Origin of the sequence: Butyricicoccus faecihominis (genome assembly GCF_024462775.1) — a bacterium.
Classification (GTDB): domain Bacteria; phylum Bacillota; class Clostridia; order Oscillospirales; family Butyricicoccaceae; genus Agathobaculum; species Agathobaculum faecihominis_A.
In genome coordinates this window covers 61,920-85,879 of the sequence record NZ_JANGCE010000007.1, presented here as the reverse complement: position 1 = coordinate 85,879, position 23,960 = coordinate 61,920, and the positions used below count along the sequence as shown (strand labels likewise).

The 23,960-nt window shown below is 56.8% G+C and carries 18 protein-coding genes and 1 pseudogene; 10 read left to right on the top strand and 9 right to left on the bottom strand.

The genetic code is table 11. The annotated features are described in order from the left end of the window. The first annotated feature begins 23 nt into the window (after window positions 1-23). The 4 genes from NE562_RS06000 (at window position 24) to NE562_RS05985 (ending at window position 3,444) form a co-directional block, all read left to right on the top strand. Window positions 24-1,025: an extracellular solute-binding protein gene (locus NE562_RS06000; RefSeq protein ID WP_280961500.1), complete on the top strand. Its 1,002-nt coding sequence runs from the start codon at window positions 24-26 to the stop codon at window positions 1,023-1,025. An 18-nt stretch (window positions 1,026-1,043) separates the two neighbouring features. Next, the gene (gene phnW, locus NE562_RS05995) at window positions 1,044-2,156 is read left to right on the top strand and encodes a 2-aminoethylphosphonate--pyruvate transaminase (RefSeq protein ID WP_280961499.1); all 1,113 of its coding nucleotides are present in this window, start codon (window positions 1,044-1,046) and stop codon (window positions 2,154-2,156) included. Further along, window positions 2,153-2,938 carry a phosphonoacetaldehyde hydrolase gene (phnX, locus tag NE562_RS05990; protein WP_280961498.1) on the top strand — a complete coding sequence of 262 codons (786 nt, stop codon included), beginning with the start codon at window positions 2,153-2,155 and terminating at the stop codon, window positions 2,936-2,938. Before phnW ends, phnX begins: the two co-directional genes overlap by 4 nt. A gap of 104 nt (window positions 2,939-3,042) precedes the next feature. Continuing rightward, a complete protein-coding gene (locus NE562_RS05985) occupies window positions 3,043-3,444 on the top strand; it encodes a VOC family protein (protein WP_280961497.1) in 402 nt (133 codons plus the stop codon). 56 nt (window positions 3,445-3,500) lie between these two features. On the opposite strand, the gene NE562_RS05980 is transcribed toward NE562_RS05985, so the two are convergent. Beyond that, window positions 3,501-4,400 (bottom strand): hypothetical protein, encoded by a 900-nt coding sequence (locus NE562_RS05980; protein WP_280961496.1) that lies wholly within the window; start codon window positions 4,398-4,400, stop codon window positions 3,501-3,503. A gap of 284 nt (window positions 4,401-4,684) precedes the next feature. Between NE562_RS05980 and NE562_RS05975 the strand changes: the two genes are divergently transcribed. Together NE562_RS05975 and NE562_RS17790 are read left to right on the top strand one after the other, a co-directional pair. Further along, on the top strand, window positions 4,685-6,058 hold the full coding sequence (locus NE562_RS05975) for a leucine-rich repeat domain-containing protein (RefSeq protein ID WP_280961495.1): 1,374 nt from the start codon (window positions 4,685-4,687) through the stop codon (window positions 6,056-6,058). A gap of 19 nt (window positions 6,059-6,077) precedes the next feature. Next, window positions 6,078-6,746, top strand: a complete 669-nt coding sequence (locus tag NE562_RS17790; protein WP_280961494.1) for an S-layer homology domain-containing protein — start codon at window positions 6,078-6,080, stop codon at window positions 6,744-6,746. A gap of 86 nt (window positions 6,747-6,832) precedes the next feature. Here NE562_RS17790 and NE562_RS05965 read toward each other — a convergent pair whose 3' ends face one another. From NE562_RS05965 to NE562_RS05955, 4 genes and pseudogenes are all read right to left on the bottom strand, one after another. Beyond that, window positions 6,833-9,829 carry a leucine-rich repeat protein gene (locus tag NE562_RS05965; RefSeq protein ID WP_280961493.1) on the bottom strand — a complete coding sequence of 999 codons (2,997 nt, stop codon included), beginning with the start codon at window positions 9,827-9,829 and terminating at the stop codon, window positions 6,833-6,835. 171 nt (window positions 9,830-10,000) lie between these two features. Then, a pseudogene (locus NE562_RS17870) lies at window positions 10,001-10,753 on the bottom strand (leucine-rich repeat domain-containing protein); the annotation flags it as partial. A gap of 313 nt (window positions 10,754-11,066) precedes the next feature. Continuing rightward, window positions 11,067-13,031, bottom strand: coding sequence for a 3D-(3,5/4)-trihydroxycyclohexane-1,2-dione acylhydrolase (decyclizing) (gene iolD / locus NE562_RS05960; protein ID WP_280961519.1), 1,965 nt, complete (start codon window positions 13,029-13,031; stop codon window positions 11,067-11,069). A 44-nt stretch (window positions 13,032-13,075) separates the two neighbouring features. After that, on the bottom strand, window positions 13,076-13,882 hold the full coding sequence (locus NE562_RS05955) for a 5-deoxy-glucuronate isomerase (protein WP_280961492.1): 807 nt from the start codon (window positions 13,880-13,882) through the stop codon (window positions 13,076-13,078). A gap of 331 nt (window positions 13,883-14,213) precedes the next feature. Between NE562_RS05955 and NE562_RS05950 the strand changes: the two genes are divergently transcribed. Beyond that, the gene (locus tag NE562_RS05950; protein WP_280961491.1) at window positions 14,214-15,086 is read left to right on the top strand and encodes an AraC family transcriptional regulator; all 873 of its coding nucleotides are present in this window, start codon (window positions 14,214-14,216) and stop codon (window positions 15,084-15,086) included. Between the two features lie 73 nt (window positions 15,087-15,159). On the opposite strand, the gene NE562_RS05945 is transcribed toward NE562_RS05950, so the two are convergent. The 4 genes from NE562_RS05945 to NE562_RS05930 form a co-directional block, all read right to left on the bottom strand. Beyond that, on the bottom strand, window positions 15,160-16,458 hold the full coding sequence (locus tag NE562_RS05945) for an MFS transporter (RefSeq protein WP_280961490.1): 1,299 nt from the start codon (window positions 16,456-16,458) through the stop codon (window positions 15,160-15,162). 274 nt (window positions 16,459-16,732) lie between these two features. Further along, complete coding sequence (locus NE562_RS05940; RefSeq protein ID WP_280961489.1) at window positions 16,733-18,355, bottom strand: hypothetical protein; 1,623 nt, start codon at window positions 18,353-18,355, stop codon at window positions 16,733-16,735. After that, a complete protein-coding gene (locus NE562_RS05935) occupies window positions 18,348-19,061 on the bottom strand; it encodes an ATP-binding cassette domain-containing protein (protein ID WP_280961488.1) in 714 nt (237 codons plus the stop codon). Before NE562_RS05935 ends, NE562_RS05940 begins: the two co-directional genes overlap by 8 nt. 350 nt (window positions 19,062-19,411) lie before the next feature. Beyond that, the gene (locus NE562_RS05930; RefSeq protein ID WP_280961487.1) at window positions 19,412-20,167 is read right to left on the bottom strand and encodes a DeoR/GlpR family DNA-binding transcription regulator; all 756 of its coding nucleotides are present in this window, start codon (window positions 20,165-20,167) and stop codon (window positions 19,412-19,414) included. Window positions 20,168-20,510: 343 nt separating this feature from the next. Here NE562_RS05930 and NE562_RS05925 point away from each other — a divergent pair, with 343 nt between their 5' ends. From NE562_RS05925 to NE562_RS05915, 3 genes are all read left to right on the top strand, one after another. After that, window positions 20,511-21,362, top strand: coding sequence for a transketolase (locus NE562_RS05925; protein WP_280961486.1), 852 nt, complete (start codon window positions 20,511-20,513; stop codon window positions 21,360-21,362). A 14-nt stretch (window positions 21,363-21,376) separates the two neighbouring features. Further along, window positions 21,377-22,342: a transketolase family protein gene (locus NE562_RS05920; protein ID WP_280961485.1), complete on the top strand. Its 966-nt coding sequence runs from the start codon at window positions 21,377-21,379 to the stop codon at window positions 22,340-22,342. 194 nt (window positions 22,343-22,536) lie between these two features. After that, entirely contained in the window at window positions 22,537-23,952 is a 1,416-nt protein-coding gene (locus NE562_RS05915) for an MATE family efflux transporter (RefSeq protein ID WP_280961484.1), read from the top strand. Window positions 23,953-23,960: the final 8 nt, after the last annotated feature.

The following is a 23,960-nucleotide window of genomic DNA, read 5'->3' as shown; positions in this document are numbered from 1 at the left end:
CGTATGAAAGGAAACTGTTACCGATGAATCTGAAAAAACTCTTGGCCCTTGGCCTTTCTCTGTCGATGGCGTCCATGGCGCTTGCCGGATGCAGCTCCGCCGGCGCGGGCGACGTCGAGGCGGGTGCGAAGGTCGTGATCTACTCGAACGCGGATGATGAAGCCATCACCGCCATGACGGACGCGCTGGACGCGAACGGCTACGCGGACAAATACCTGCTCGAAACCTTCGGCACCTCCGAACTGGGCGGCAAGCTGCTGGCCGAGGGCGCCAATATCGAAGCCGATCTGGTTACCATGAGCACGTTCTACGTGCAAAGCGCGCAGGAACAGAACGATATGTTTTTGCCGCTGGATTTCGAGGTGAAAACGCTCGATACCTTTCCGGATTATTGCGCGCCCATCACCTCGCAGGAGGGCGCGATCATCGTCAACACTGAAATGCTGAAGGAATCCGGCCTTGCAATGCCCGCGAGCCTGAAGGATCTGACCGACGCGCAGTATGCGGGCCACCTTGCGGTGACCGATATCCAGTCCTCCTCCACGGCGTGGCTGCTGATCCAAGCGCTGGTCGCCGCCTATGGCGAGGACGGCGCGGGCGAAACGCTGGCAAAGATTTATCAGAACGCGGGCGACCACATCGAGTCCTCCGGGTCCGCGCCGCTCAAGCTGTGCCGCGCCGGCGAGGTGGCAATCGGCTTTGGCCTGCGCCATCAGGCGGTGGCTGACAAGCAGGACGGCCTGCCCATCGACTATGTCGATCCGTCCGAGGGCAATTTTTCGCTCACCGAGTCCGTGGCCGTGACCAACAAGGGCGATCAGACCAACCCGCTCGCCATGGAAATGGCGCAGTGCATCATCAATAACGCCCGCGCCGCGCTCATCCAGACCTATCCAAACCCGCTGTACGAGGGCGAGACCGCGGACGCCGCAAACCAGTCCGCCCACCCGATGACCTTCCCGGAGCCGCTGACCTTTGAGCTGTTCCAGCAGCATCAGGCGCTTTCCGAGAGCGCCAAGCCGTAAGGGAGGAGCCGCCGCGATATGAATACCTATAAGCTTCTCACACCCGGGCCGCTCACCACGACCGACACGGTTAAACGCGAAATGCTGGTGGACCGCTGCACCTGGGATGATGATTACAAGGCGGTCACGCAGGATATCCGCCGCCGGTTGCTCGAACTGGCGCAGGTGACGGACCGGGATTACACCGCCGTGCTGATGCAGGGCAGCGGCACCTTCGGCGTGGAGAGCGTGCTTACGAGCGTTGTGGGCGAGACGGATAAGGTGCTGATATGCTCCAACGGGGCTTACGGCGAGCGCATGACCGCGATCTGCGCGCGCGCCCGCATTCCTTTTCTGCACTATGCGCAGCGCTATGACCGCACGCCTGACGCCGCGCACGTGGCGGCGCTGCTCGAAGCGCGTCCGGAGATCACGCATGTCGCCATGGTGCACAGCGAGACCACAAGCGGCATTTTAAACGACATCGAGTCCATGGGCAAGGCTGTGCAAGCGGCTGGCCGAACCTTTATTGTGGACGCGATGTCCTCCTTCGCCGGGGTGGAGATCCCGGTGGAAACGTGGGGCGTCGACTTTTTGGTGTCCAGCGCGAACAAATGCATTCAGGGTGTGCCGGGCTTTTCCTTTATCGTGTGCCGCCGGGACAAGCTGATCGCGAGCGAGGGCAAGGCGCGTTCGCTCTCGCTCGATCTGTACGATCAGTGGAAGAGCATGGAGGCGGACGGTAAATGGCGCTTTACCTCGCCCACACACGCGGTGCTTGCCTTTGCAAGGGCGCTCAAGGAGCTGGAAGCCGAGGGCGGCGTGGCCGAACGGCACCGCCGGTATGCGGCAAACAACCGCCTGCTCATTCGTCGTATGGAGCAGCTCGGCTTTGCCACCTATGTGGACGCCGCCAGCCAAGGTCCGATCATTACCACGTTTTTCTATCCGGACGGCGTGCGCTTTGCGTTTCGTGAGTTTTACGACTATATCAAGGCGCGGGGCTATGCGATCTACCCGGGTAAGCTGACCGAGCGCGAAACCTTCCGCATTGGCAACATCGGAGAGATCTATCCGGAGGATATTGAAAAGCTCGCCGGTATCATCGCGGATTTTCTCGCGGAGCAGCAAAAGGAGGCCGCCGCCGTATGATCGAAGCTGTTATTTTGGACTGGGCGGGCACTGCCGTGGATTACGGCTGCTTCGCCCCGGTGCGCGCCTTTGTCGAGGCGTTCACGCACTTCGGCGTTGCCGTCACCATGGAGGAAACGCGCGCGCCCATGGGCATGCTCAAGCGAGACCATATCCGCGCCATGCTGGGCATGGAGCGGATCGCACAGGTATGGCGGACCGTGCACGGCCGCCCCGCGACAGAAGAGGATGTAAACGCGGTGTACGCTCAGTTCGAGCCCAAACTATTTGACATTCTGGACGGCTACGCGGCCCCTAAGCCCGATCTGCTGGATACCGTGACCGCGCTGCGGGCAAAGGGCCTAAAGATCGGCTCCACCACGGGATATACGGATGCGATGATGGCTATTGTCGTGCCGCGCGCGGCCGAACTGGGCTATGCGCCGGATCTATGGATCAGTCCGGACGGCGTGGGCGGCAAGGGGCGGCCCTATCCCTACATGATCTTTGAAAACCTGAAAGCGCTGGGCGTTACCGGCGTGCGCCGGGCCGTCAAGGTGGGCGACACGGTCTCCGATATCCGCGAGGGCGTGAACGCGGGCGTGTGGTCGGTCGGTGTGATCGAGGGCAGCTCGGAGCTCGGCCTGTCCGAAGCGGAGTTCGCTGCTTTGTCCGTGCGCGAGCGTGAAATCGCCTGCCGCCGGGTGGAGGATACCTTCCGCGCGGCCGGCGCGGATTTTGTGTTGCGCGATCTGCACCCGCTGCCCGCGCTGCTGGACACGCTGAACGCGAAAGCGGATTGAAAGCAGGGATGATTTACGCCGCCAAAGAGCGGATAAACCCTCTCGCTCTTTGGCGGCGTATGTGCTATACTAGGGTCAGTACCATAATAAGGAGGCACTCTGCCATGGCAATGAAAGAACACTATCAGGGACTCGGCCATATCGCGATCCATGTGAAGGATATGGACGAGAGCATCGCGTTTTACCAGAAGATCGGCGGCGCGCTGTTCAAGCGCGACAGTATTTCCACACCGGAAGGGGACAAGCTGCTCGCACTCGTCGATCTCGGCGGGTTCCTGCTGGAACTGATCCAGTCGCCCACGCCCGCGCCGATGAGCGAGGGCAATATCCCGCACTTTGCCGTTTACGTAGATGATTTGGACGCCGCCGGGGCCGACCTACGCGCGCTCGGCATCGAATTTACCGAGCCGGAGAAAAAAGTGCTGCCGAATACCTTCGGCGGCCTGCAAAACTGGTTCATCACTGGCCCCTCCGGCGAGCAGATCGAGCTGCTGCAAATGCTGTAATCCAAAGGGACCCAAAAAAACGGAGGAGATAAAATATCTCCTCCGCTTTTTTGCGTCTATTTTTGACCGCTGCCGCCGCATTTCCAGCATTCGCCGTGGTCGCAGTTGGGGCATACCACCCAACTGCTCAGCACAAGCGGGTTCCAGTAGCCGTGGGCGCCGTTGCAGGTCGGGCAGTCGCCGGAACCGTAACAGATATCGCAGCTCTGCGAGCCCTTTGGGGGCTGATAGCTGCCGCCGCTGGCCGAACCGCCGGAGGCCGAACCGCCCGAAACGCTTTGGTGCGCCTCCACATAGGCGCGGGCTTCCGCCATGTCCATTTGCTTGATCTCGTCGTCGGTATAGCCAAGCTGGTGCAGGATATCGCGCCGTTCCGCGTCCCAGTCGTCATACTGCTGTTCGTAGTTCGGATTGTCCATCTGACCGAAGAAGCAGTTTTTGCAGGGCTTGTTCCCGGTGTTGCCGCAGGTGATACACGGGGACCAATAAGAGGTGCCCGGAATCCTTTGCCTGCCACTGCCGCCGCAGTCGTCGCAATCCTCGTCGTAATAACCATCCCCGCCGCAATAGGTACAGTCGATCAGCATTTCAGGCTGTTCGCCCTCAAGCTTTTTGTATTGCGCCCAAAGCGAGTCCTGATCCGCCTGTGAGGGCGTACCGGCGGCCGCCTTGGCTTGCTGAACCGGCGGCTTTTGCTGCGCCGCCCCCTGTGCTTTGGCCTGTGGTTCGTCAATCAGCACGGTTTTGGGCATCTGTTCGTCCGCCCCCTCCGGCGCGTCCGGCACAACGACCTTGTACGGCGTTTGCTCGCTTGGGGGCGCGTCGGCCGTTTTCGCAATGCTCTCATCATCTGCGCGACTGTTGCCCGCGATCAGCCCGACCGCAAACGCGCCGCCCACGGCCAGCAGCAACAGAACCGCCGCAACGACGTATCCCTTTGTCGAAACCTGTTTCATAGCTCGCGCCTCCTCAACCCCTGTTTTTCAACTCAAGCCTATCACAAATTTCCTGATTTTTCAACAGGTGAACGGACGAAAATAATATGACAGGGGAGTAAAAAAGATCGCAGCAACATGCATGCAGCAGTCGCCGTGAACGCAGTTAGGGCAGTTTTGTAACTACCCGGTAAGAACGGGGAAAGCCTTTCGCTCTTTACAGCCGTATATGCTATACTAGGGATAGCCACATGATTAAAGGGGGATGTGACATGGGCATGAAGAAACACGGGGGAGGAAAAAATATGAAAAAAGGATCATGGCGGCATGTCGTAACTACTGCGCTTGCCATTTGCCTATTAACTGCCGGAGCGACGGCGATCAATAACGAGGGATTGTTTTCGGGTGCGACAATCGACAAAAACGGAACACTGACTATGGATCCGTTTTTTATCAACGATTACGGCTATCCAGCGGATATCACAATTCCGGACAAGGTCGTTACAATATCGGACAGTTGTTTTGCTTCGAGTCAGGTGCAGTCCGTTACTTTTAATGGGCATGAAAAAAAGGTGGGCGCGAGCGCATTTTCAACCAGCAGTCTACGCCAGATCGCGTTTCCGGATTCCGTCACCGAGATCGGTATGCTGGTATGCGCGGACTGCACCCAGTTGACCGATGCGGTCTGGTCAAAGGCCACGCCTACCGTATCCAAATATGCGTTTGACGGCTGTACCGCGCTGCAAAGCGTGACTCTGCCCGAGGGCGTTACGGCCATTGACAGCTGGGCTTTTAAGGGCTGTACCGCGCTGACATCCATCCGGCTGCCTGCAACGCTGCGTTCCATTGAGAACGCCGCGTTTGAGGATGCCGGGCTGAAAAGCATTGTCATACCGGACGGCGTGACCAAGCTGGGCTGGGGCGCGTTTGAGGGCTGCACCCAACTGACCGAACTGCACATCCCCGCGAGCGTGACGGAGATCGGCCTTTTGTTTGGCGCTCCGAGTGATCCCGCGGTTAATGACCCCTATACCGATCCCTCTACATGGACAAAGGGCCCGGTCATTTATGGCGTTTCCGGCTCGGAAGCCGAGCGCTACGCACGGAAAAACGGCATTCGTTTTATGACGGAAAACGGTGCGACTCAACCAACGCCTGAGCCCTCACCGGAGCCTGCCCCCGAACCGGTTCCGGAAAAGAACGTGTCGATCTCTATTGCTTATGATGAAATGATAAAGATGTATGACAATGGAATTGCTTATTTGGCAACATTTACGAACCATACGGACAAGCCGATTCATCAATATTTTGCCCTTCTGGTATATGAGCCAATGCTGCAGGCGACAAGCGAAATAATAAAGAGCGAGAATGGGTATCAGATCGTTTATGCTCGAGACGCAAACGGCGATCCGATCTATTGGTTGGATGCTGAAATCCACTTTTTTGATGTTGATCTGCCTGCGTTCGGCAGTGTAAAAAAAGGCGTGGATGCAGGTACGTTTCTCCTCTCATCAGGGACACTGCAATGGATCACCTTTGACGACAAAGCGGAAATGGATCGCGTTCAGGCATCTGTACCTTCCACACACTACGAACGTGATATAGAGCCGCATGAAAAGGGCCAGAACTGGCTCAAGGATACCTTTGGTATTGTGCTGCCGCGCGAGACGATTGACTGATTTTAGGGGGAAAGAATTTGTGAATACCAAAATACAACGGGCGACCGCGGCGCTTCTGTGCGCCGCCGTGCTGACCGGCGGCGCCGCCGCGTTTACCATGGAAGAGGTAAAGCCTGAGGACATTTTCACGCCCGAGGTAATCGAACAAGAGAGAGTTTCCAGTTGGGCTGCAGAAGAGGTCCGCGACGCCACCGATCTGGGGCTCGTCCCTGCCGAGCTTGGCCGCGGCTTCCAAAAAGAGATCAACCGCGAGCAATTTTGCGAGCTGGGCGTCAATATGGCGGAAAAGGCGCTGGGAAAAACGCTTACCGTCCCGTCGTCCCATAGCTTTACCGACACCGCAAGCGAGTGGGTGCTCAAGGCGAATGAGGCGGGCATTGTGAACGGTACCAGCGCCACCACCTTCGAGCCGAACGCATCCATTACGCGCGAGCAGATCGCGGCCATGTTCTACCGCGCCATTGTCTATATCCGGCAGCAGGAGGGCAGGGAAGCCCTTGATGCCGGCGGCGATCTGTCCGCCTATACGGACGAGGGGCAGGTTTCCGGCTGGGCGAGGGAAGCGGTCGCCGCGCTGGCGCACAGCGGAATTATGAAGGGCACCTCGGATACCCGGTTGAGCCCACAGGAAACGGCTACTGTTGAGCAAGCAATCCTTTTAGTGCTGCGGGTATATCGCATAGTTTAAGTAAATAACCGCAAAAGGGCCGCCCGATCGTTTGATCGGGCGGCCCTCAGTTATGGCTCCTTCAAGCGCCTGTGTGTATGATAGGGTTAGCCGTTGGGCTGTGACGCGTATTTGGGAAGAAGCCGCGCCAGTATTTGCGCCAGTTCCGCGCGGTTGGCGCCTGCTTTGGGCGCCAGCCTGCCGTCCGTCATGCCTTCCACGATCCCGGCGCCGCAGGCCCACTGAAACGCGGGCACGGCCCAGCCGGAAACCTGCGCCGCATCCGGATAGGAATGGAGATCGGTTTTTGAACCGGCGCTCGTATCCCAGCCCTTCCATGCCGCGTAGCGGTAGAGCAAGGTAACGAGCTGCTCGCGGGTGAGGGGATCATCCGGCCCAAAGCGTCCGTTTCCATAGCCCTTTGCCAGACCGTTCGCGGCGCACCACGTCACAGCGTCGGTGTACCAACGCCCGGCCAAAATGTCGGTGAAGAAGGCTCTGCCTTCACCGAGGATGGAGGGGGTCCCCTCCATCCTATATAAAATCGTTGCTAACATGGCGCGGCTTGAGCCGCCGTAGGGCTCGAACGTGGTTTGGCTGGTGCCATTCATCAAACCGTTGATATAAACGTACAGTACGGCGTTGTGGAACCAGTCTGACTCCCGCACATCGGTAAAGGGAAGGAGGAATTGCTCCAGATCGGCCTTCGTATAAGTGCCGTCCAAAACAGCGAAGGGAGAAAGGCTGTCGGTCTCCACCGTGATCAAGCCGTTCGCCGCTTTCGCGTCGGTCAGCGTCAGCTTGCCGTCCAAACAGTGGGCGACAGTTAAAACCTGTCCATCGTGATCTGCCACGGGCAGGGAAACGGATAGCTTGCCACGGAAGCCGTAGGAAAGGGAAACATCAAAAACTCCCAGCAGGCGCCCGGCCTTTTCGGCCGCCCGCAGCAGATCGCAACCGGCCTCTCCGGCATCGTGCAGCGTTCCGGTTGTGACAGACAAAACGGCGGATACGTGAATCTGTTCGCCCGATACCGTCAGCCCGGTGGGTTTGTCGGTCAGCGTGCGCCGGCAGTAGCTGGAACCGCCGCCACCGCCGCCACCGCCGGAGCCGCTGGGTTCGGGATCTTCCCAGACCGCGGTCAGGCTGGCCACAGAAGCGGGTACCGCCGCGCCCGCGGCATAGAGGCTGCCGTCGTTCCCGCGCCACTTGAAGTAGTCGCCGTTCTTGCCGGCTGGCCGCGCAAAGCCGTCCGCCGACGGGGCGGTGAACGAATCTCCGGCATAGACGATATCCATGTTGCCGATCTGATCCGCTCCGGCCAGCGTGCCGCCGCTTAAATGCAGCCGTATCGCCTTGAGGGTGTTTGGCGTAAGCGCTTCCAATACGGGGCGGTAGCCCAGCCGCGCGTCGATACCTGCGGAATCGGTATCGTTCCAGCCGTGGGACGCATCATAGCCGCGCAGCGCATAGCCTTGCGCGGTGGTATCCTGTCCCAGAGAATATACGTCCGTCCAATTCTTTATGTAGGTGCTGCCGCCTGCTAAAATGGAATCCCATTCATTGCTCAGCGGCAAGCCGCGCGTATGGTCGCCGGTTCCGGAAGAAAGGTTGCCGACGGAAGGCGCGCGCAGGATATAGCCGGCGCCGCCGCTTATGTAGTCTTTCCCGAACAGCAGACCGGCGCCGTTCAGTTCCCGCCAACTGACATCGCTGGAAAGGTTGTATTCCGAAATGAAAAGGCTGTGATCGTAGCGGTAGCCATAGGTACCGGCGGGGTCTGTTGTGTTCGCCGCATCGTCGGCCGCGCCGGGCTGACCGTCGGACGCGTTGTTCAGCACATAGGCGTTGACCGTGCCCGCATAGGTAAAGGGACTCCAGCGCAGGCTGCCGTCCGGTAGGGAGCCGTTTCTTGTGCCGGGGATATCCACACCGGAAAGGTCGAACCAGTAGGTGCCGCCGGGCGTGAGCGTGGCCTGCTCCTCTTCCGGGCCGCCAAGCGTGACAAGCTGCCATCCGGCGGGGAAATGGGCCGCCAGCCAAGCGGCGTCATAGCCGTCCGCTCCGTAAGGGATAAAGACCGTGCCACTGTCGGCAACGCCTGAAAAGGCGCCGGTGGCGAGCGCAGGACAGGAGACCGCGCGGAACCGTACGGAGGAAAGCACTGAACAAAATGAAAAGGCATCCTCGCCAAGCGCGTTTGTGCTGGAAGGCAAGTCTATTGCCGCAAGGAGGATGCAACCGGCAAACGCCTGATCCCCGATCGAGACCACGCTGTCCGGCAGCGTGACTTGCGTAAGCGATACGCACTCATTGAACAGGTCGTTTGGGATTGCGGTCAAATTCGTACAGCCGGAAAGATCCATAGCTTTGAGCCCCCTGCAATTCCGGAACGCCTTTTCGCCGATCGCGGAGACCGACGCGGGCAGACTGGATAAGTTCAGAGCGGGGCAATAGCCAAAGGCATCCGCGCCGATGGTCTCTAACGCGGTGGGAAGCACCGTCAACGCAAGTTTATCGCAGGTGTAAAACGCGCCGTTGCCGATGTGCTTCACGCTGTCCGGCAATTTGCCTAAATTGAGCGCGGCGCAGTTGGAAAACGCATAAGCCTCGATCGTGGTCAACCGGCTGGGCAGCTCGGTCAACTCTAATAGGCTGCAATAGGAAAACGCTCTTTCCCCAATGTGGTCCACCTCTGCGGGCAGCGCTGTCAGCGCCAGCTTTTTGCAGTTGTTGAACGCGCCGTCGCCGATCGTCGTCAGGCTATTCGGCAGATTATTCAGCTTCAAATTGAAGCAGTCGGAAAAGGCAAAGCTTTCGATCGCGGAAATTTGTTCCGGCAGCGTGGCGTTGATCAGTCTGCCCATGTTTTTGCGAAAAGAAGAGGAGTTTTCGTTCAGTCCGGCAATTTTGGTGAGCTGCGTCATGCCGGAAAGGTTAAGGTCGGTCAGGTTTTCCCATTCGCTGTTATCGTGGTAGCAGTCCCGCAGCGCGTTCCAGTCGTCGTCGCTGATCTCGGTCGCGTTGCCGGTGATTTGAATGGCGGTATACAGTTTCTTGTCGGGGTTTGCATTGGTAAGGGCGTCAGTAATTTTTGCGGTCATAGAATCGCCTGTGTTGAAGGTAACCGTAAGAATGAATCCTGCGGTTTTCGTCCAGCCCGAAGGCAGCGCGTTGATAATTTTGCTGTAGTCGGACCCGGCTGGGTAGATCAGTTCACCGACAGAGGGAAGTAACCCAAAAGCAACGCTATTCGGCGTAGGGGCTATGGAGCCATTAAAGAGCAGCTTCGAAAGATTACTGCACTGATAAAACGCATACTGTCCAATCGAAGTCAAACTTGCAGGCAACTCCAATTCGGTTAACGCAGTGCATCCATAGAAGGCATAATGATCGATGCTAGTCAATTTTTCTGGTAATTTGGTCAGGTTAAGGCTGGTACAGTTTTTAAAGGATGCGTTTCCAATCATTGTAAGCGCAGGCGGCAGTTCAGTTAGAGCAAGGTTGGTGCAGCCATCGAACGCATTGGGGCCGATGGTTTTCAGACTGTTCGGAAGTTTTTGGAGCGACAACTTTGTCAGATTAGCAAATGCACTTTGTCCGATTGTCTCAATCCTGTCTGGCAACGCAGTCATGATTAAGTTAGCGGATTGATTGAATGCCTGATTTCCAATTGTTTGAAGACTATCTGGAAGACGGACTGTAACGAGATTCTCAGCCTTAACCGGCGTGCTTAAGTTGGCGATGCTCGTTAGGTTGGATTCCGAAAGATCAATGGTAGTAAGCTTGTCCCATCCAGAACTTGAATTACAGTACTGGCGCAATAATGTCCAGTTATCTTTGCTTAATGTTGTTACAGAACCATTAATTTTGATCGTGGTTACTGTTTGCTTTTGTAAGCTTGTAGCAGTGAGAGCTTTAGTGAGTAGTCCTTCGAGCTTAGCAAAATTTCCATTCAGAGTAACAGGCAACGTTACTTCCTCTTCCGGCGCGGCAAGAGCCGCGCCGGGCAAAAGTCCCGCAACCATAGCGAGGGAGAGGGCTAGCGCGGCTAGCCGTTTTCGGGTTCTGTTTTTCATGTTTGATCTCCTTTCGTGATCCCATTTTTGTGAAAAGCAAGGGGCCGAAAAACAAAAGCACCGGCCGCCCGCGTACAGCGGGAAGCCGGTGTTTTCCAGTTCATTTACAGTATATCATAGGTTTCGACAGATTACGCGAAAATGAAGAAAATTTCATTTTCGCGGGGACATGGCCCCGGGGGAGGGGGGGATAGAAAAGACTGCTGCAAGTATCTTGCAGCAGTCTTTTGGGAAATTGTTCGATGCCCCAAACGCGAAGGAATTAATAGTGGCGGGATTCGTACAGGTGATCTTCGATCGCCTTGCGGGCGGCCTGTACTTCGGGCTTGGTGGAAACCTCGGCCACGCCGACGCGCCACCAGTTCTCGTAGCCCTTCGACATGGTCTTGGGCAGCACCTTCATATCGATCACGGTAGAAACGGTCTGCTTCTTGGAATCCTCGATGGCGGCCTTGAGCTCGTCGAGCGTCTTGACGGTGTAGGTCTTGCAGCCGTACGCGGCGCCGATGGCGGCGTAATCGATCTGAATAACCTTGCCCTTGTGGATGCCGTTGGTCACGCCCTCTTCGAGCATGTTCTTTTCGGTGCAGATGCTGGCGTTGCCCTGACCAACCTCAAGGTTGTTGATGCAGCCGTAGGAGGCGTTATCAAACAGCATGACGTTGATCTTCTTGCCGATCTGTACGGAGGTGATCAGCTCGGAGTGCAGCATATCGAACGAACCGTCGCCGCACATCGCGTAAACTTCCTGATCCGGGCAAGCCAGCTTGGCGCCCAGCGCGGAAGCGACTTCGTAACCCATGCAGGAGTAGCCGTACTCCATGTGGTAGGTGTTGGGGGTGCGGGCGCGCCACAGGCCCTGCATGTCGCCCGGCAGCGAGCCGGCGGCGGCGCAGACGATCGCGTCGTCGTCGATCATCTTGTTGATGGTGCCGAGCACGGTGGTCTGGCACAGGTCGCAGCCGGTGTCCTCCACGTACTTCTCAACGCATTCGCGGTTCGCGTCAAGGCACTCCGGAACAAAGGAATCCTTGCCGGTGTATACGCACTCGTCGAGGCGGGCCACTTCGTCGTCCCACCAGATCTTGCGAAGGTTCTTCACTTCTTCCGCATAAGCGTCGTCGGTGTGGTAGCCGATCTTGGCCAGCTCCTCGCCGATGGCGGTCAGCGCTTCGTTCGCGTCGGCCACAACCGGGGTAGCGTCCATCTTAAACGCTTGGAAATCGGACGGGTTGATGTTGACGAACTGCGCGTCCGTGCGGTACAGCCACTTGGAAGCGGTGGTAAAGTCGGTGTAGCGGGTGCCCACGCCGATGACAACGTCGGCTTCGTGCGCCAGCTTGTTGGCGGCGATGCCGCCGGTCGTGCCCAGACCGCCGAGGTTGAGCTCGTGCGTCCACTCGATGGCGCTCTTGCCCGCCTGCGTCTCGCCGAAGGCGATGCCGAAGTCCTCAGCGAACTTCTTGAATACCTTGTGGGCTTCCGCGTAGCGAACGCCGCCGCCGCAGATCAGGAGCGGCTTCTTCGCGTTCTTGATCACTTCGACAGCCTTGCTGACGGCGTACTTGGTGGCCGGGCGGCGCTCGATGCGCCACACGCGCTTGCGGAAGAAATCGACCGGGTAATCATACGCTTCGGCCTGTACGTCCTGCGGCAGCGAGATCGCGACCGCGCCGGTGTTGGCGGTATCGGTCAGCACGCGCATAGCGGCGATCATATCGGTCATGACCTGCTCCGGACGGTTGACGCGGCCCCAGTACTTGGTGACCGCTTGGAAAGAATCGTGCGCGGAAATCGTCAGGTTCTGCGGCTGCTCCATCTGCTGGAGTACCGGGTCGGGCTGGCGGGAAGCGTAAACGTCGCCCGGCAGAATCAGCACGGGGATGTTGTTCGCGGTCGCGGTAGCGGCGGCGGTGACCATGTTGCACGCGCCGGGGCCGACGGAAGAGGTGCAGGCGAAGATCTGCTTGCGGCGCGCCTGCTTGGCAAAGCCGACGGCGGCAAGGGCCATGCCCTGCTCGTTCTTGCCCTGATAGACGATCATGTCCTTCAGTTCCTGCTCGATGCCGTTTGCAAAGCCTACGACGTTGCCGTGGCCGGGCAGCATGAATACGCCCTTAACAAACTTGTGCTCCACTTCGTTGCCGTCCATATCGATGTAGCTGACATACTGGTTCTCCAGAAAACGAACCAAAGCCTGCGACGCGGTCAGACGGACAGTTTCCATATGCTTCATAGGAATCATTCCTCCTCAAAATAATGACTGTGTGATTAGTTGCCGGTCGGGCAGTGCCAAATCTTATCGTTGGCGTCCTTATCGAGCAGCCAGAGGTGCTCTTCGTCGTCGATGCGGGTCTTGTCCCACGGATCGCCCGGCAGATGGCGGATGCCCCAAGCGTAGCAGCAGGAGTAACCGGGACCCATGACCTGCGGATGCATCTTATCCGTGATGATGGCAAGGCCGTTGTGGTGGATCTCGTATAATTCGCCGTTGGCCCAGCCCGCGCCGAAGCCGATCGGCTTGTCGAAACGGTAGAAGTAAACTTCGGGCTGCGGGTGGTGGTGCGGCGGGTAGGAGGACCACTTGCCCGGCAGGTTGATAACTTCGCCCAGCACCATGTTGGAGTAGGGGGCGTTGTCAAGATCGAAGCAGGTGCGTACATCGCGCTTGATGCAGCCCATTAGTTCGCCCTTGTCGCCGCGCGCCCAGGTATCGGTATCGTCCGGCGTGTAAAGCTTGTTCGGGAAGGTCTTTTCGTTCAGGGTTTTTTGGATGTATACGTTGGAAGTGCCGTGCGCCGTGATCTTCACCTTGGTATCCTTGCAAACGTGCAGGCACCACGGGTTGTAATCAAACGGGTTGGGGCGTACCATGTCTACCTTCTGGTCGTCCCACTCCATGGTCACGTTGCCGTCGAACAGCATGCAGGCGAGCTCCTTTTCGGTCTCGTTAAAGGAGTATTCGTCGCCGTCCTCCATCACGAGCAGCGCGACGTCCATCATCGCGTCCTTGCCGATGCCTTCGTCCAGACGGATATATTCGTTGTATCCGCGCTTGACTTGCTTATCAATGTACATGCGTTTTCCCTCCGCTCTCTAATTTTTGGATGCGCCGCCATTTCGTATGCGTCCGGCGAAGGGCCGGTGCGCGCGGAAATGTGGACAAACTCTCTCCTCATATTATAACATGAGCGTTTTGCGCACACAACCGCTGGAAACAGCTTTGGCATTATCCACAAAAAACAGGTGGTATGTTCTAACAAAAGGTACAACAAAAATCAGGTTTTTTGATTTGCCGCCCTTGCGCCTTTGCCTGTTTACAGGTATAATTATAACATAAGGATGCCAAAATGCTTGTAATATCTTCGCCAATAATAACACGATATTAAGGAAAAAGGGGGCGTGACTTATGGACGCCGCACGGCGCGAAAAAAGGGAGCACGGCAGCGCGTCTTTTCCGTTTCAGATATATCCCGCGCTGGATGGAAGCGAAGCGCAGGACAGCGATTTTATTCCCTATCACTGGCACCCGGAACTGGAGATCATCACGGTGGAAGCGGGCCATGTTTCGGTCACGATCGCGGACCATAACTACGAGGGCGAACCGGGCGACGTATTCTTTGCCGCGGGGGAGGAGCTGCACGAAATCCGCGCCGCCGGGCATGAAAACGAGTTCCGCTCCTTTGTGTTCGCGGCGGATTTTTTGGAGTTCACGCGGGCCGATCAGGCGCAGAGCGAGCTGTTGCAGCCCTTGGCCGAGGGGCGGCTGCGCATGAGGACCCGCATGCGCTGCGGCGAGACGGGCCAGCGGGAGATACGCGGCCTGCTGGCGCAGATCGTCCGCGCGTGCAACGCGCGCGCGCCGGGGTACCAGCTGATGGTGAAGGCGGCGCTGCTCGGCGTGATCGCGGTCTGCGCGGAAAACGGCCGTCTGGAGCAATGGGCGCGCCCCGCGTCGGATTATAAGGCGGGCCAGCTCAAGGAGATCGTCGCCTATCTGGGCGAGCATTTCGCCGAGCCGCTGCGGCTGGCCGAGGTGGCCGCGCATTTTGGCCTGTCGCCGCAGTATTTTTGTACCTATTTTAAAGATAACTTTGGAAAAACACTGACGCAGCATATCAACTCGCTGCGCATCGAGCAGGCCGCGCGCCTGCTGCGCGAAACCGATCTGCCCGTGATGGAGATCGGCTTTCTTGTCGGCTTTGACAATTTCAGCTATTTCATCAAACGCTTTCGCGGGGTTTACGGCGCGTCGCCGTCCGGTTACCGAAAGGGGAAGTAGCCCGAACGCGGTCGGGGTCACATAAACAATAAGTGGGATGCCGCAACGATTTTGCAGCGTCCCACTTATTGTTTTATTCTTTATTATCCAGCGTCCATAGGTGCCTGTCGCGGCGAAAAACAAGGCAGATGAGCACGCCCGACACGGCCAGCAGCAGAAACAGCGCCGCCGCGCCCGTCCCGCCGCCCGCGCCAAACAGGCGCACAAGCGGGCTGTTCGCCGTCTGCGCCGCCATGAGCGGGCCGAGCGCGCGGTCGATCAGCAGCCCGCCGAGCAGATACCCCACCGGTATGGTGAAGAACTGCAAGGCATTGCGCGCCGCGTAGACCCGCCCCTGCATTTCCACCGGAATATGCGATCTGAGCAGTACGTCCATGTTCGCGTTCATGACCGGAATGCACAGCCAGCCAAGCACCGCGCCCAGACACCACACCGGGGCCGAACGGCCCAATGCGAGCAGCAGGTTTTCCGTTGCCATGGAAAAGAGAAGCGCGTTGCAGATCGCGCGCACACGGCTTTTCGGCGCGGGCGCGAGCGAGACAAGCACGCTGCCCAGCACATTGGCGGCGCCTGTACAGGCGTTGACCAGCGCGTACACGGTTTTGCTCCCGCCGGCGCGCGAAAGCAGCATGGCGGGCAGCGCGGCGTTGTACATCGAAGCCGCCAGATTGATGGCCGCGAGGAACAGGATCAGATCGAGCACGCCGCGGTGCCGCCGCAGAAAGCGCAGGCCGCTTTTGGCGGAAGCGATCACGCCCTCCGCCGCATCGCCGGTGGCGTGCGGCCGTGGTATGCGAACGCGCAGCAGCAGCGTGAGAAACGCCACGGCAAACGTCGCAAGATCGAACACCAGTACGGCCCGAATGCCCAACGCGGCGAACATGACCGAAGCAAACACCGGCGATAAAATCGTGACAAGCGAATTGGAGAGCGACCGCAGGCCGCCGACCCGCTGGTATTGCTCCTTCGGCGCGAGCAAGCTTACCGCCACGTCGGAGGCGGGCTGCTGAAAGGTATTCATCAGGCCGTTCAGCGCGTTAAGTAAGTAGAGGTGCCAAATTTGCAGCGAGCCGGTGCAGAGCAGCGCCAGCGTGACCGCCGTACCGGCCGCCGCCACCGTATCGCAAACCAGCATGGTACGCTTTTTGTCCCACCGGTCGCTCAGCGCGCCCGCGAAAATGCTGAAAACCACATAGGGGGCGTAGGAACATACGGAGAGCAGCGCGGTGACAAGCGCCGAGCCCTGCCGCTCAAACGACCAGACGATCAGCGCGAAGCTGGTCATAGCGCTGCCCAGCTCGGAAAACGCCTGCGTGCTCCACAGGATGAGAAAGGTATGAAGTCCCCGCAAGGGCTTGTTTGTATGATTCATTTCGACTTTGCTCCTTACTGTTTTGGTGCCGGGTATGGCCCGGGAAATCAACAAAACATGCAAAGCCTTTCATCGGACGGAACAAGGTGTTTCATTTCCGCTCCATGCAGCGCCGTCCGCTGATCAGACCTTGCATGGAGCTTTTTCAATGCAGAGCCGCATACCGTTCGCCGCCTCCTTTTCCAAAAGAACGTTGCTTATAGTATAGAAGGGGCGCGCGCAGAAGTCAAACCAATCGTCCGGCTGAGGGCGAATGGGCGCGCGATTAAAGCTTTTATTTTACCCGAAACGATTTCGGCGCGCGATGGTAAACCAGCACCAACGCAACGACAATATAAAGCGTGGTGAATCCAAGCGCCGACATCGTAAAAACAAAACCGCCTGTTTCAATTTGCAGGCAAAGGAAACACAGAACGTACATCAGTACATTGATAAACGAGTAAAAAGGGTTTTTTATCTGCAAACTTTCCGAATATGGTTGGAAAATATAATAGAGGCACAAATGATGCGCCGTAAACAAAATGGACAACAGAAGAATGGTCACACAGAACAGCATAAGGTCCATGCTGAATAGGGAAGTGCCGCAGAGCAGACAAAAGCCCAGCGCCGCCAGACAGATCGCACCCGCGATTACAAGGTCGTACAGGGATACGCGAAACAGCCGTATTTGAAAATTGCGCAAAACGGTCTGCGGCTGACGGTAGTAGGCATAATGCAGCATATCCTTATCGCAGTTAAAGAACATGGCGCGGGCGGCTTTGTCCGCAACCGTCATAAAATACATGATATAAACGAAGAACGGCAGCAGGGAGGTCAAATTGGTACTAAGACGGACCGCCGCCTCGCGGTTGACGATCCAAAACGCCACGGCTCCGGAAAACAGCCCGGCTGTTGCGAGCAGCCGATAATAGACCGGCTTGACCAGCTGCCTTCTATGCCGTGCAAAAAACAGAGCGTTCATATACCGGTAGCCGGTGAGTTTCCGAAACTTTTCCTTCGCTGATTCGGAACCTTTCGCATCCGTTTCCTTGATCTCGACCGCTCTAAAACCGGCGGATGCGCCGGTGGAGGACTTGAGAAGCGTTGATAATAGAAAGTTTTGATCGATGGAGCGATGAAATTTTTCTTCATACCCACGGTAGCCCACCGTAATGTACCAAAGGCTTACGATGCCAAGCGCGACGTAAACGACCACGCTGACCGGATGGAGCAGGACCGCGGCCAAACCCCCCGTCCAACCGAACGCTGCGGGCAGATAGGCTCCCGTAAGGCCAATGCCGATGACTGCCCAATTATACGCCATACTGCGCGAAATGACCTTGCCCGTCCGGTCAAAGATCAGCAGCTGAGACGCCTCTCCGATCATGCGGAAGGAAAGCAGCAAGAGCCAGAGAAAAAATCCTTGCAGAAGCGTTGCGCCCAGCAGTCGGGCGGACACGAATAGCCAAGGCAAATAGTATAGAAAAAAGGGAACGTATTTATATGCCAAAAAAGCCTTGAGATAGGTACGCGCATCCATATGCAAATACTTGATACAGGCCACCTTGTCCCTTGTGACCGTAAAAATCTGACTTTCAGCAACCGAACCGATCCCGCAATTTAAGAAAAACAGGATGTGCACCATCGCGGGGAACGCCTTGGACATCGTTTGGATATCCAGCGTAGCCAGAAGCGGCAGCCCGACAAAAGCGAGCAGATAAAGCGGCTTGCCGCAAAAATCGATAAGCTGCCGGACGATGTTTGCCACTACGGCAAGCGCCTTTTTGAGACCGTACCGGGAATAGATCGATTCCGGCATCCATTTTCCGACCAGCCATAGCCGCCGAAAATAATAGCAAAACGTGTTGACCCATAAAACGGCTTTGATATCGGTGATCTGCTTTAATGTTTTAATCATAGGCTGCCTCATCTTTCAAAAGCTCTATGATCTGTGTCTCAAAGTCCTTGCTTTGCAGCATGGTATGGTCAATCTGCTGCAAGCGACCGTCGCTGAGCACGACGATCTCGTCGCATAGATCGGTTGCCAGTTGCAGGATGTGCGTGGAAAAAATAATGATATGGTCGTGTTTGATTTCGCGTAATAGCTGTTTGATTTCCAATGCCACCACCACGTCGAAGGAAGTCAGCGGCTCGTCGAGCAGAATGACAGGAGGCCGGACGATCATAAAGCAAAGCATCTGTACTTTGTTTTTCATGCCGTGCGAATAGCCTTTGATCAGGCGGTGACGATCCTCGGCGTTGATCTTTACCATATCAAAGTAGTCGTCTATCGTCTTATGGGGGTCTATTTTTCGCTCGTTTATGTCCATAAAAAATTTGATAAACTCATATCCGGTCAGAAAATCCGGCAGAATCGGCGTGGAGAACACATATCCGACCTCGTCCGCCATAAGCGCATGGCAGTTTCCGTTCGCTTCGCAAATTTCTGCTTTTCCGCTATCGGGCGCCACCTCGTCGGTCAGGCAGTTGAAAAGCGTGGTCTTGCCCGCGCCGTTTCGACCAAGCAATCCATATATTTTACCTTTTTCAAACGTGAACGAGCAGTCCCGCAGTACCTTTTTGTTTCCAAAGGATTTTTTTATTTCAAATAGTTGCAAATTCATAAGATCGCCCTTTCTTGATTGTCACGGCTGCCTGACATGGCTGAAAACAGAAAAAGCACACCTCCGGCGCAAGAAAGCGCAAGGTGTGCTTTGGCTTTTCCATAGGGTAAGACGTACTTCGGGCAGCGTCGCTTAAGGCGTTGTCCATGGTATGTTTTCACCATCCTTTGTTTTGGGCCATTATAGCGGATATTCCATGGCAGTACAACCCGGAAAAGAATATGTTCACAAAAACTTTACCTTGAGGATTTTTCACACGAAAAGCCGCAGAAACAAGCGCCCTCATCCGCCCTTCCGGACAAACAAAGGGGAACGCGCCGCCATCGCAACGTGCTCCCCTCATATTCGTATTATTCGTAACGAATCCGCACGTTTGCCGAACGGCAAAGATCGATATAATCCATTGGCGGCTCGCGGTCTGTGATGAAGGCGGTTAGGTCCTTTAAATGACAGAAGGTGACGATCGCCTCGCGGCCGATCTTGGAGGAATCGGCCATTAAGTAAATATGGTCCGCGCGCTGAACGACGGCGCGCTTGATCTCGGCTTCTAAAAAGGTGGTGTTGGTCATGCCCGCGGTGAGCGATACGCCGGTCGCGCCCATGAACGCCTTGGTGATGCGCACGGCGGAGAGCGCTTCGATCGTGGAAAGACCGACAAAGGAATCGGTCGTGGGGCTGTAAATGCCCCCCAGCGAAATAATGGTCAGGTTTTCATACTTGGCGGCCTCGCTCAACGCGCCGAGGGAATGGGTGATGATGGTGATGCGTTTTTTTGCCACCAGATAACGCAAAAGGCACAGCGTAGTCGTGCCGGAATCGATAAAAATCGTGTCGCCGTCCTCGATCTCCTCCGCCGCGAGCCGGCCGATCAGCGATTTATCCGCCGGGTTTAGCCCGGAGCGGATGGGCGTAGGCACCGCGCCGTTTGAAACGGCGGCGGTAACGCCGCCGTATACCTTGGTGATATGTCCGCGCATTTCCAACTCGTTCAGGTCGCGGCGGATGGTGTTTTTGGATACCCCGAACACCTCGCACAGTTCGTCAATGCTGACCGTTTCCCGCGCAATGACGTATTGTTCAATGGAATTCAGCCGATTTACTTTCATGACGCTTCCCCAATCCGTATTACTATTTAATCCCTTATTTTTTTCTCTTAAAATTTTATCACAAGCAGATGCATAAATAGAACCCTATTTTTAATATTACCAGAAAACCACGAAAAAGCAACCAAGACACAACAAACAATTTTTATATTTTTGCACCAATTTTTTTGTGGATTTTTCCGGACTGGCCAAAATATAGGTTCAAAATTTTATGATGAAAATAAGAAATGCGGTTGAACTCGCGGGTCGTTGGTGTTAAACTGTATTCAAGACGGCGTGTATTTTGCGCCGCAGCCCGGACCCTGTTCCGTTTTGAGAAAAATTTTGTATTAGGCAGGTGTATGCAATGCAGAAAGCAGAAAAGATGCAGGAGCTTCGTGTATTCGCAGCGCAGATCCGTCTTGAGACCGTCAAGACGATCGGCTCGCTTGGCTTTGGCCATGTGGGCGGCTCGATGTCGATCATCGACGCTCTCGCCGTACTTTACGGCGATGTGATGAAGATCGATCCGAAGAATCCTCGCTGGGAAGACCGCGACTGGTGCGTCCTCTCCAAGGGCCACGCCGGCCCGGCAATGTACGCGACCCTCGGCCTCAAGGGCTTCTACCCCTTGGAGCAGGCGTATACGCTCAATCAGCCCCACACCAATTTCCCGTCCCACACCGACCGTCAGAAGACCCCCGGCGTTGACCTGACCACCGGCTCGCTCGGCCAAGGCATGTCTACCGCTACCGGCGCCGCTCTTGGCAACAAGATCGATAAGCGCGACAACCACGTATTCGTATTTGTCGGCGACGGCGAGTGCGATGAAGGTCAGGTTTGGGAAGCGGCTCAGTTCGCCGCGCACTACAAACTGGACAACCTCGTCTGCTTCGTAGACGATAATAAGTATCAGCTCGACGGCGCGTGCGAAGCGGTCATGAGCCACGGCAAGGGCATCGGCGCTAAGTTCGACGCTTTTGGCTGGAACGTGATCAATCTTGCCGACGGCAACGACGTTGAGCAGATCTACGACGCCGTACAGCAGGCCTATGCCACGAAGGGCAAGCCCACCTGTATCGTGCTGAACACCGTTAAGGGCAAGGGCGCTACCTTTGCTGACGGCACTGGCGCACACTCTTCGCAGCCTTCTAAGGAGCAGTGGGACGAAGCCATTGCTTACGCTGAGAAGCAGTACGCCGAGATCAAGGCACAGTAAGGGAGGGAATAGGAATGAGCTTTACTTTGATTGGCAAACACGAAAAGGATTCCCGCGCCAACCGCGACGGTTACGTCTCCGCGATGCTTGAGCTGATGGAGAAGGATCCTACCGTTGTACATGTTGACTGCGATCTGGAAAACTGCATCAATACCGGTAAGCTGGCTAAGGCTTATCCGGACCGTACCATCAACGCAGGCATTGCCGAAGCGAACGCTATGGGCGTTTCCGCAGGCCTGACCGCGACCGGCAAGAAGGTGTTCATGCACTCTTTCGGCTGCTTCGCATCCCGCCGCGCGTTCGATCAGGCGTTCATGTCCGCCGCGTATGCCGCTCTGCCGGTACACGTTGTCGGTTCCGACCCCGGCGTTTGCGCCGCGTACAACGGCGGCACCCATATGCCGTTTGAAGATTGCGCGCTGTACCTGTCCATTCCGGACGCAGTCGTGATCGACCCCGTGGACTACGCGCAGATCAACTGCCTGACCAAGAAGCTGGCCGATTCCGGCAAGTTCTCTTACATGCGCATGATCCGCAAGGGCGTAACCACCGTTTACGCCGACGGCTCTGATTTTGAGATCGGCAAGGGCGTTACCCTCACGGAAGGCAAGGATGTTGCCATCATTGCCTCCGGCATCATGGTAGACGAAGCGCTGAAGGCTGCCGAAGCACTGGCCGCTGAAGGCGTTGCCGCCAAGGTGATCGACATGTTCACCTGGAAGCCGCTCGACGAGGAACTTGTGATCGCCTCCGCTAAGGAGTGCGGCTGCGTTGTTACCGCCGAAAACCATCAGGTCGGCTGCGGTCTGGGCAGCGTTGTTGCAAACTGCCTCGCTAAGAACCAGCCGGTTCCGATGGAGATGGTCGGTATTCAGGAGCGCTTCGGTCAGGTCGGCGCAGAGGACTTCCTCCGCAAGGAGTATAACGTCACGGCTGACGATATCGCCCAAGCTGTCAAGAAGGCCGTTTCGCGCAAGTAAGCGACTAAACGAACATAAAAGGCACGCCGCATGAAACTGCGGCGTGCCTTTTTTATAAAATTGTTCTCCGAGGCTCAGAAATTTCGCTTTTCAAGAATTCCGGCAAAAAGTTTGTGGGATAGGCAGATAACTCTTTACGAAACTCGTACGAGCCGATATAATAGAAATGTTTGAAAAGTGGGAGGGGGATTACGGTGGAGCAGCAGGAGAGCATTCTCGGCACCGCGCCGGAGGGAAAGTTGGTGCTGCAACTAGCGCTGCCGGCCATGCTGGCGCAGTTCGTCAATATTTTATATAGTGTGGTCGACCGTGTGTACGTTGGCCATATCGCGGGCGTGGGCGAGTTATCGCTTGCGGGCGTGGGCGTGTGCGCGCCGGTCGTAACGATGATTACCGCGTTCGCGGCGCTGGTCGGCTTTGGCGGCGGACCGCTGATGAGCATCCGCATGGGGCGGCGCGATATGGAGGGCGCGCGGCAGATTGTGGCAAACAGCTTTTATCTGCTGCTTGCCATCAGTGTGCTGGTCACGGTGCCCGCGCTCGTGCTGAAAAAGCCCATTCTCTTCGCCTTTGGCGCGAGCGAGCAGCTTTGGCCCTATGCCAACGCCTATTTTACGACCTATGTATCGGGCACGGTATTTGCCCTGATATCCTACGGCCTGAACCAGATCGTCATGAGTCAGGGCTTTGCGGGCGTGGCCATGCGTTCAGTCATTGTGGGCGCGGCGGTCAATATCGTGCTCGATCCGGTGTTCATCTTTTTGCTGCACATGGGGGTGCGCGGCGCGGCGCTGGCCACGGTCGTGTCGCAGGCCTGTTCCGCGGTATATACGCTGCGGTTTTTGTTCGGAGGGCGCGCGGCGGTCGGCATTACCAAGTGCCCGCTGCATGCGGGGTGGATGCGCCGCATCGCGCAGGTCGGTCTATCGCCCGCGCTCATTATTGGGCTGGATAATGTGCTGCTCATTTCAGTGAACGTGATGCTGCGCCGCTTCGGCGGGGGAGAGAGCGACATGCTGATCGCCTGCGCCGCCATCATGCAGAGCTTTATGCTGATCGTCACCATGCCGCTCGGCGGTATTACGGCGGGCACGCAGGCGATTTTGGGTTACAATTATGGCGCCGGTCGGGTCGACCGTGTGGTTCGCGCGGAAAAACGAATCATGCTTTTGTGCTTCGCGTTCGTTCTCGTGATGTTCCTGCTCGCGCGCTTGGTGGCGGAGCCGTTCGCGCGTATCTTTACCACCGACCCCGTCTATATCGAGCAGGCGGCGTGGATGATCCGTACTTACACGCTGGGCATTATCGGCCTTGCGATCCAATACCCCTTTGTCGATGGATTCACCGGCATGGGGCTGGTAAAATGGGGGCTTACCTTTTCGATGCTGCGCAAGACTGTGTATTTGGTCGGCGTGGTCGTGCTGCCCGCCGCCTTTTCAGCGACCGCGCTGTTTTACGCGGAGCCGATCTCTGACATTTTGGCGGCGGTGGTGTCCGGTATCGCGTTTTTGCTGCTCTTCCCAAAGCTGATGCGCAAACGCAAGGAGAAGGACGCGGGCTCCTTTGGCGATTCTGCCCCTAGGCAGCAAGAAGATTTTGCTGTAAAATAAGAAATAGA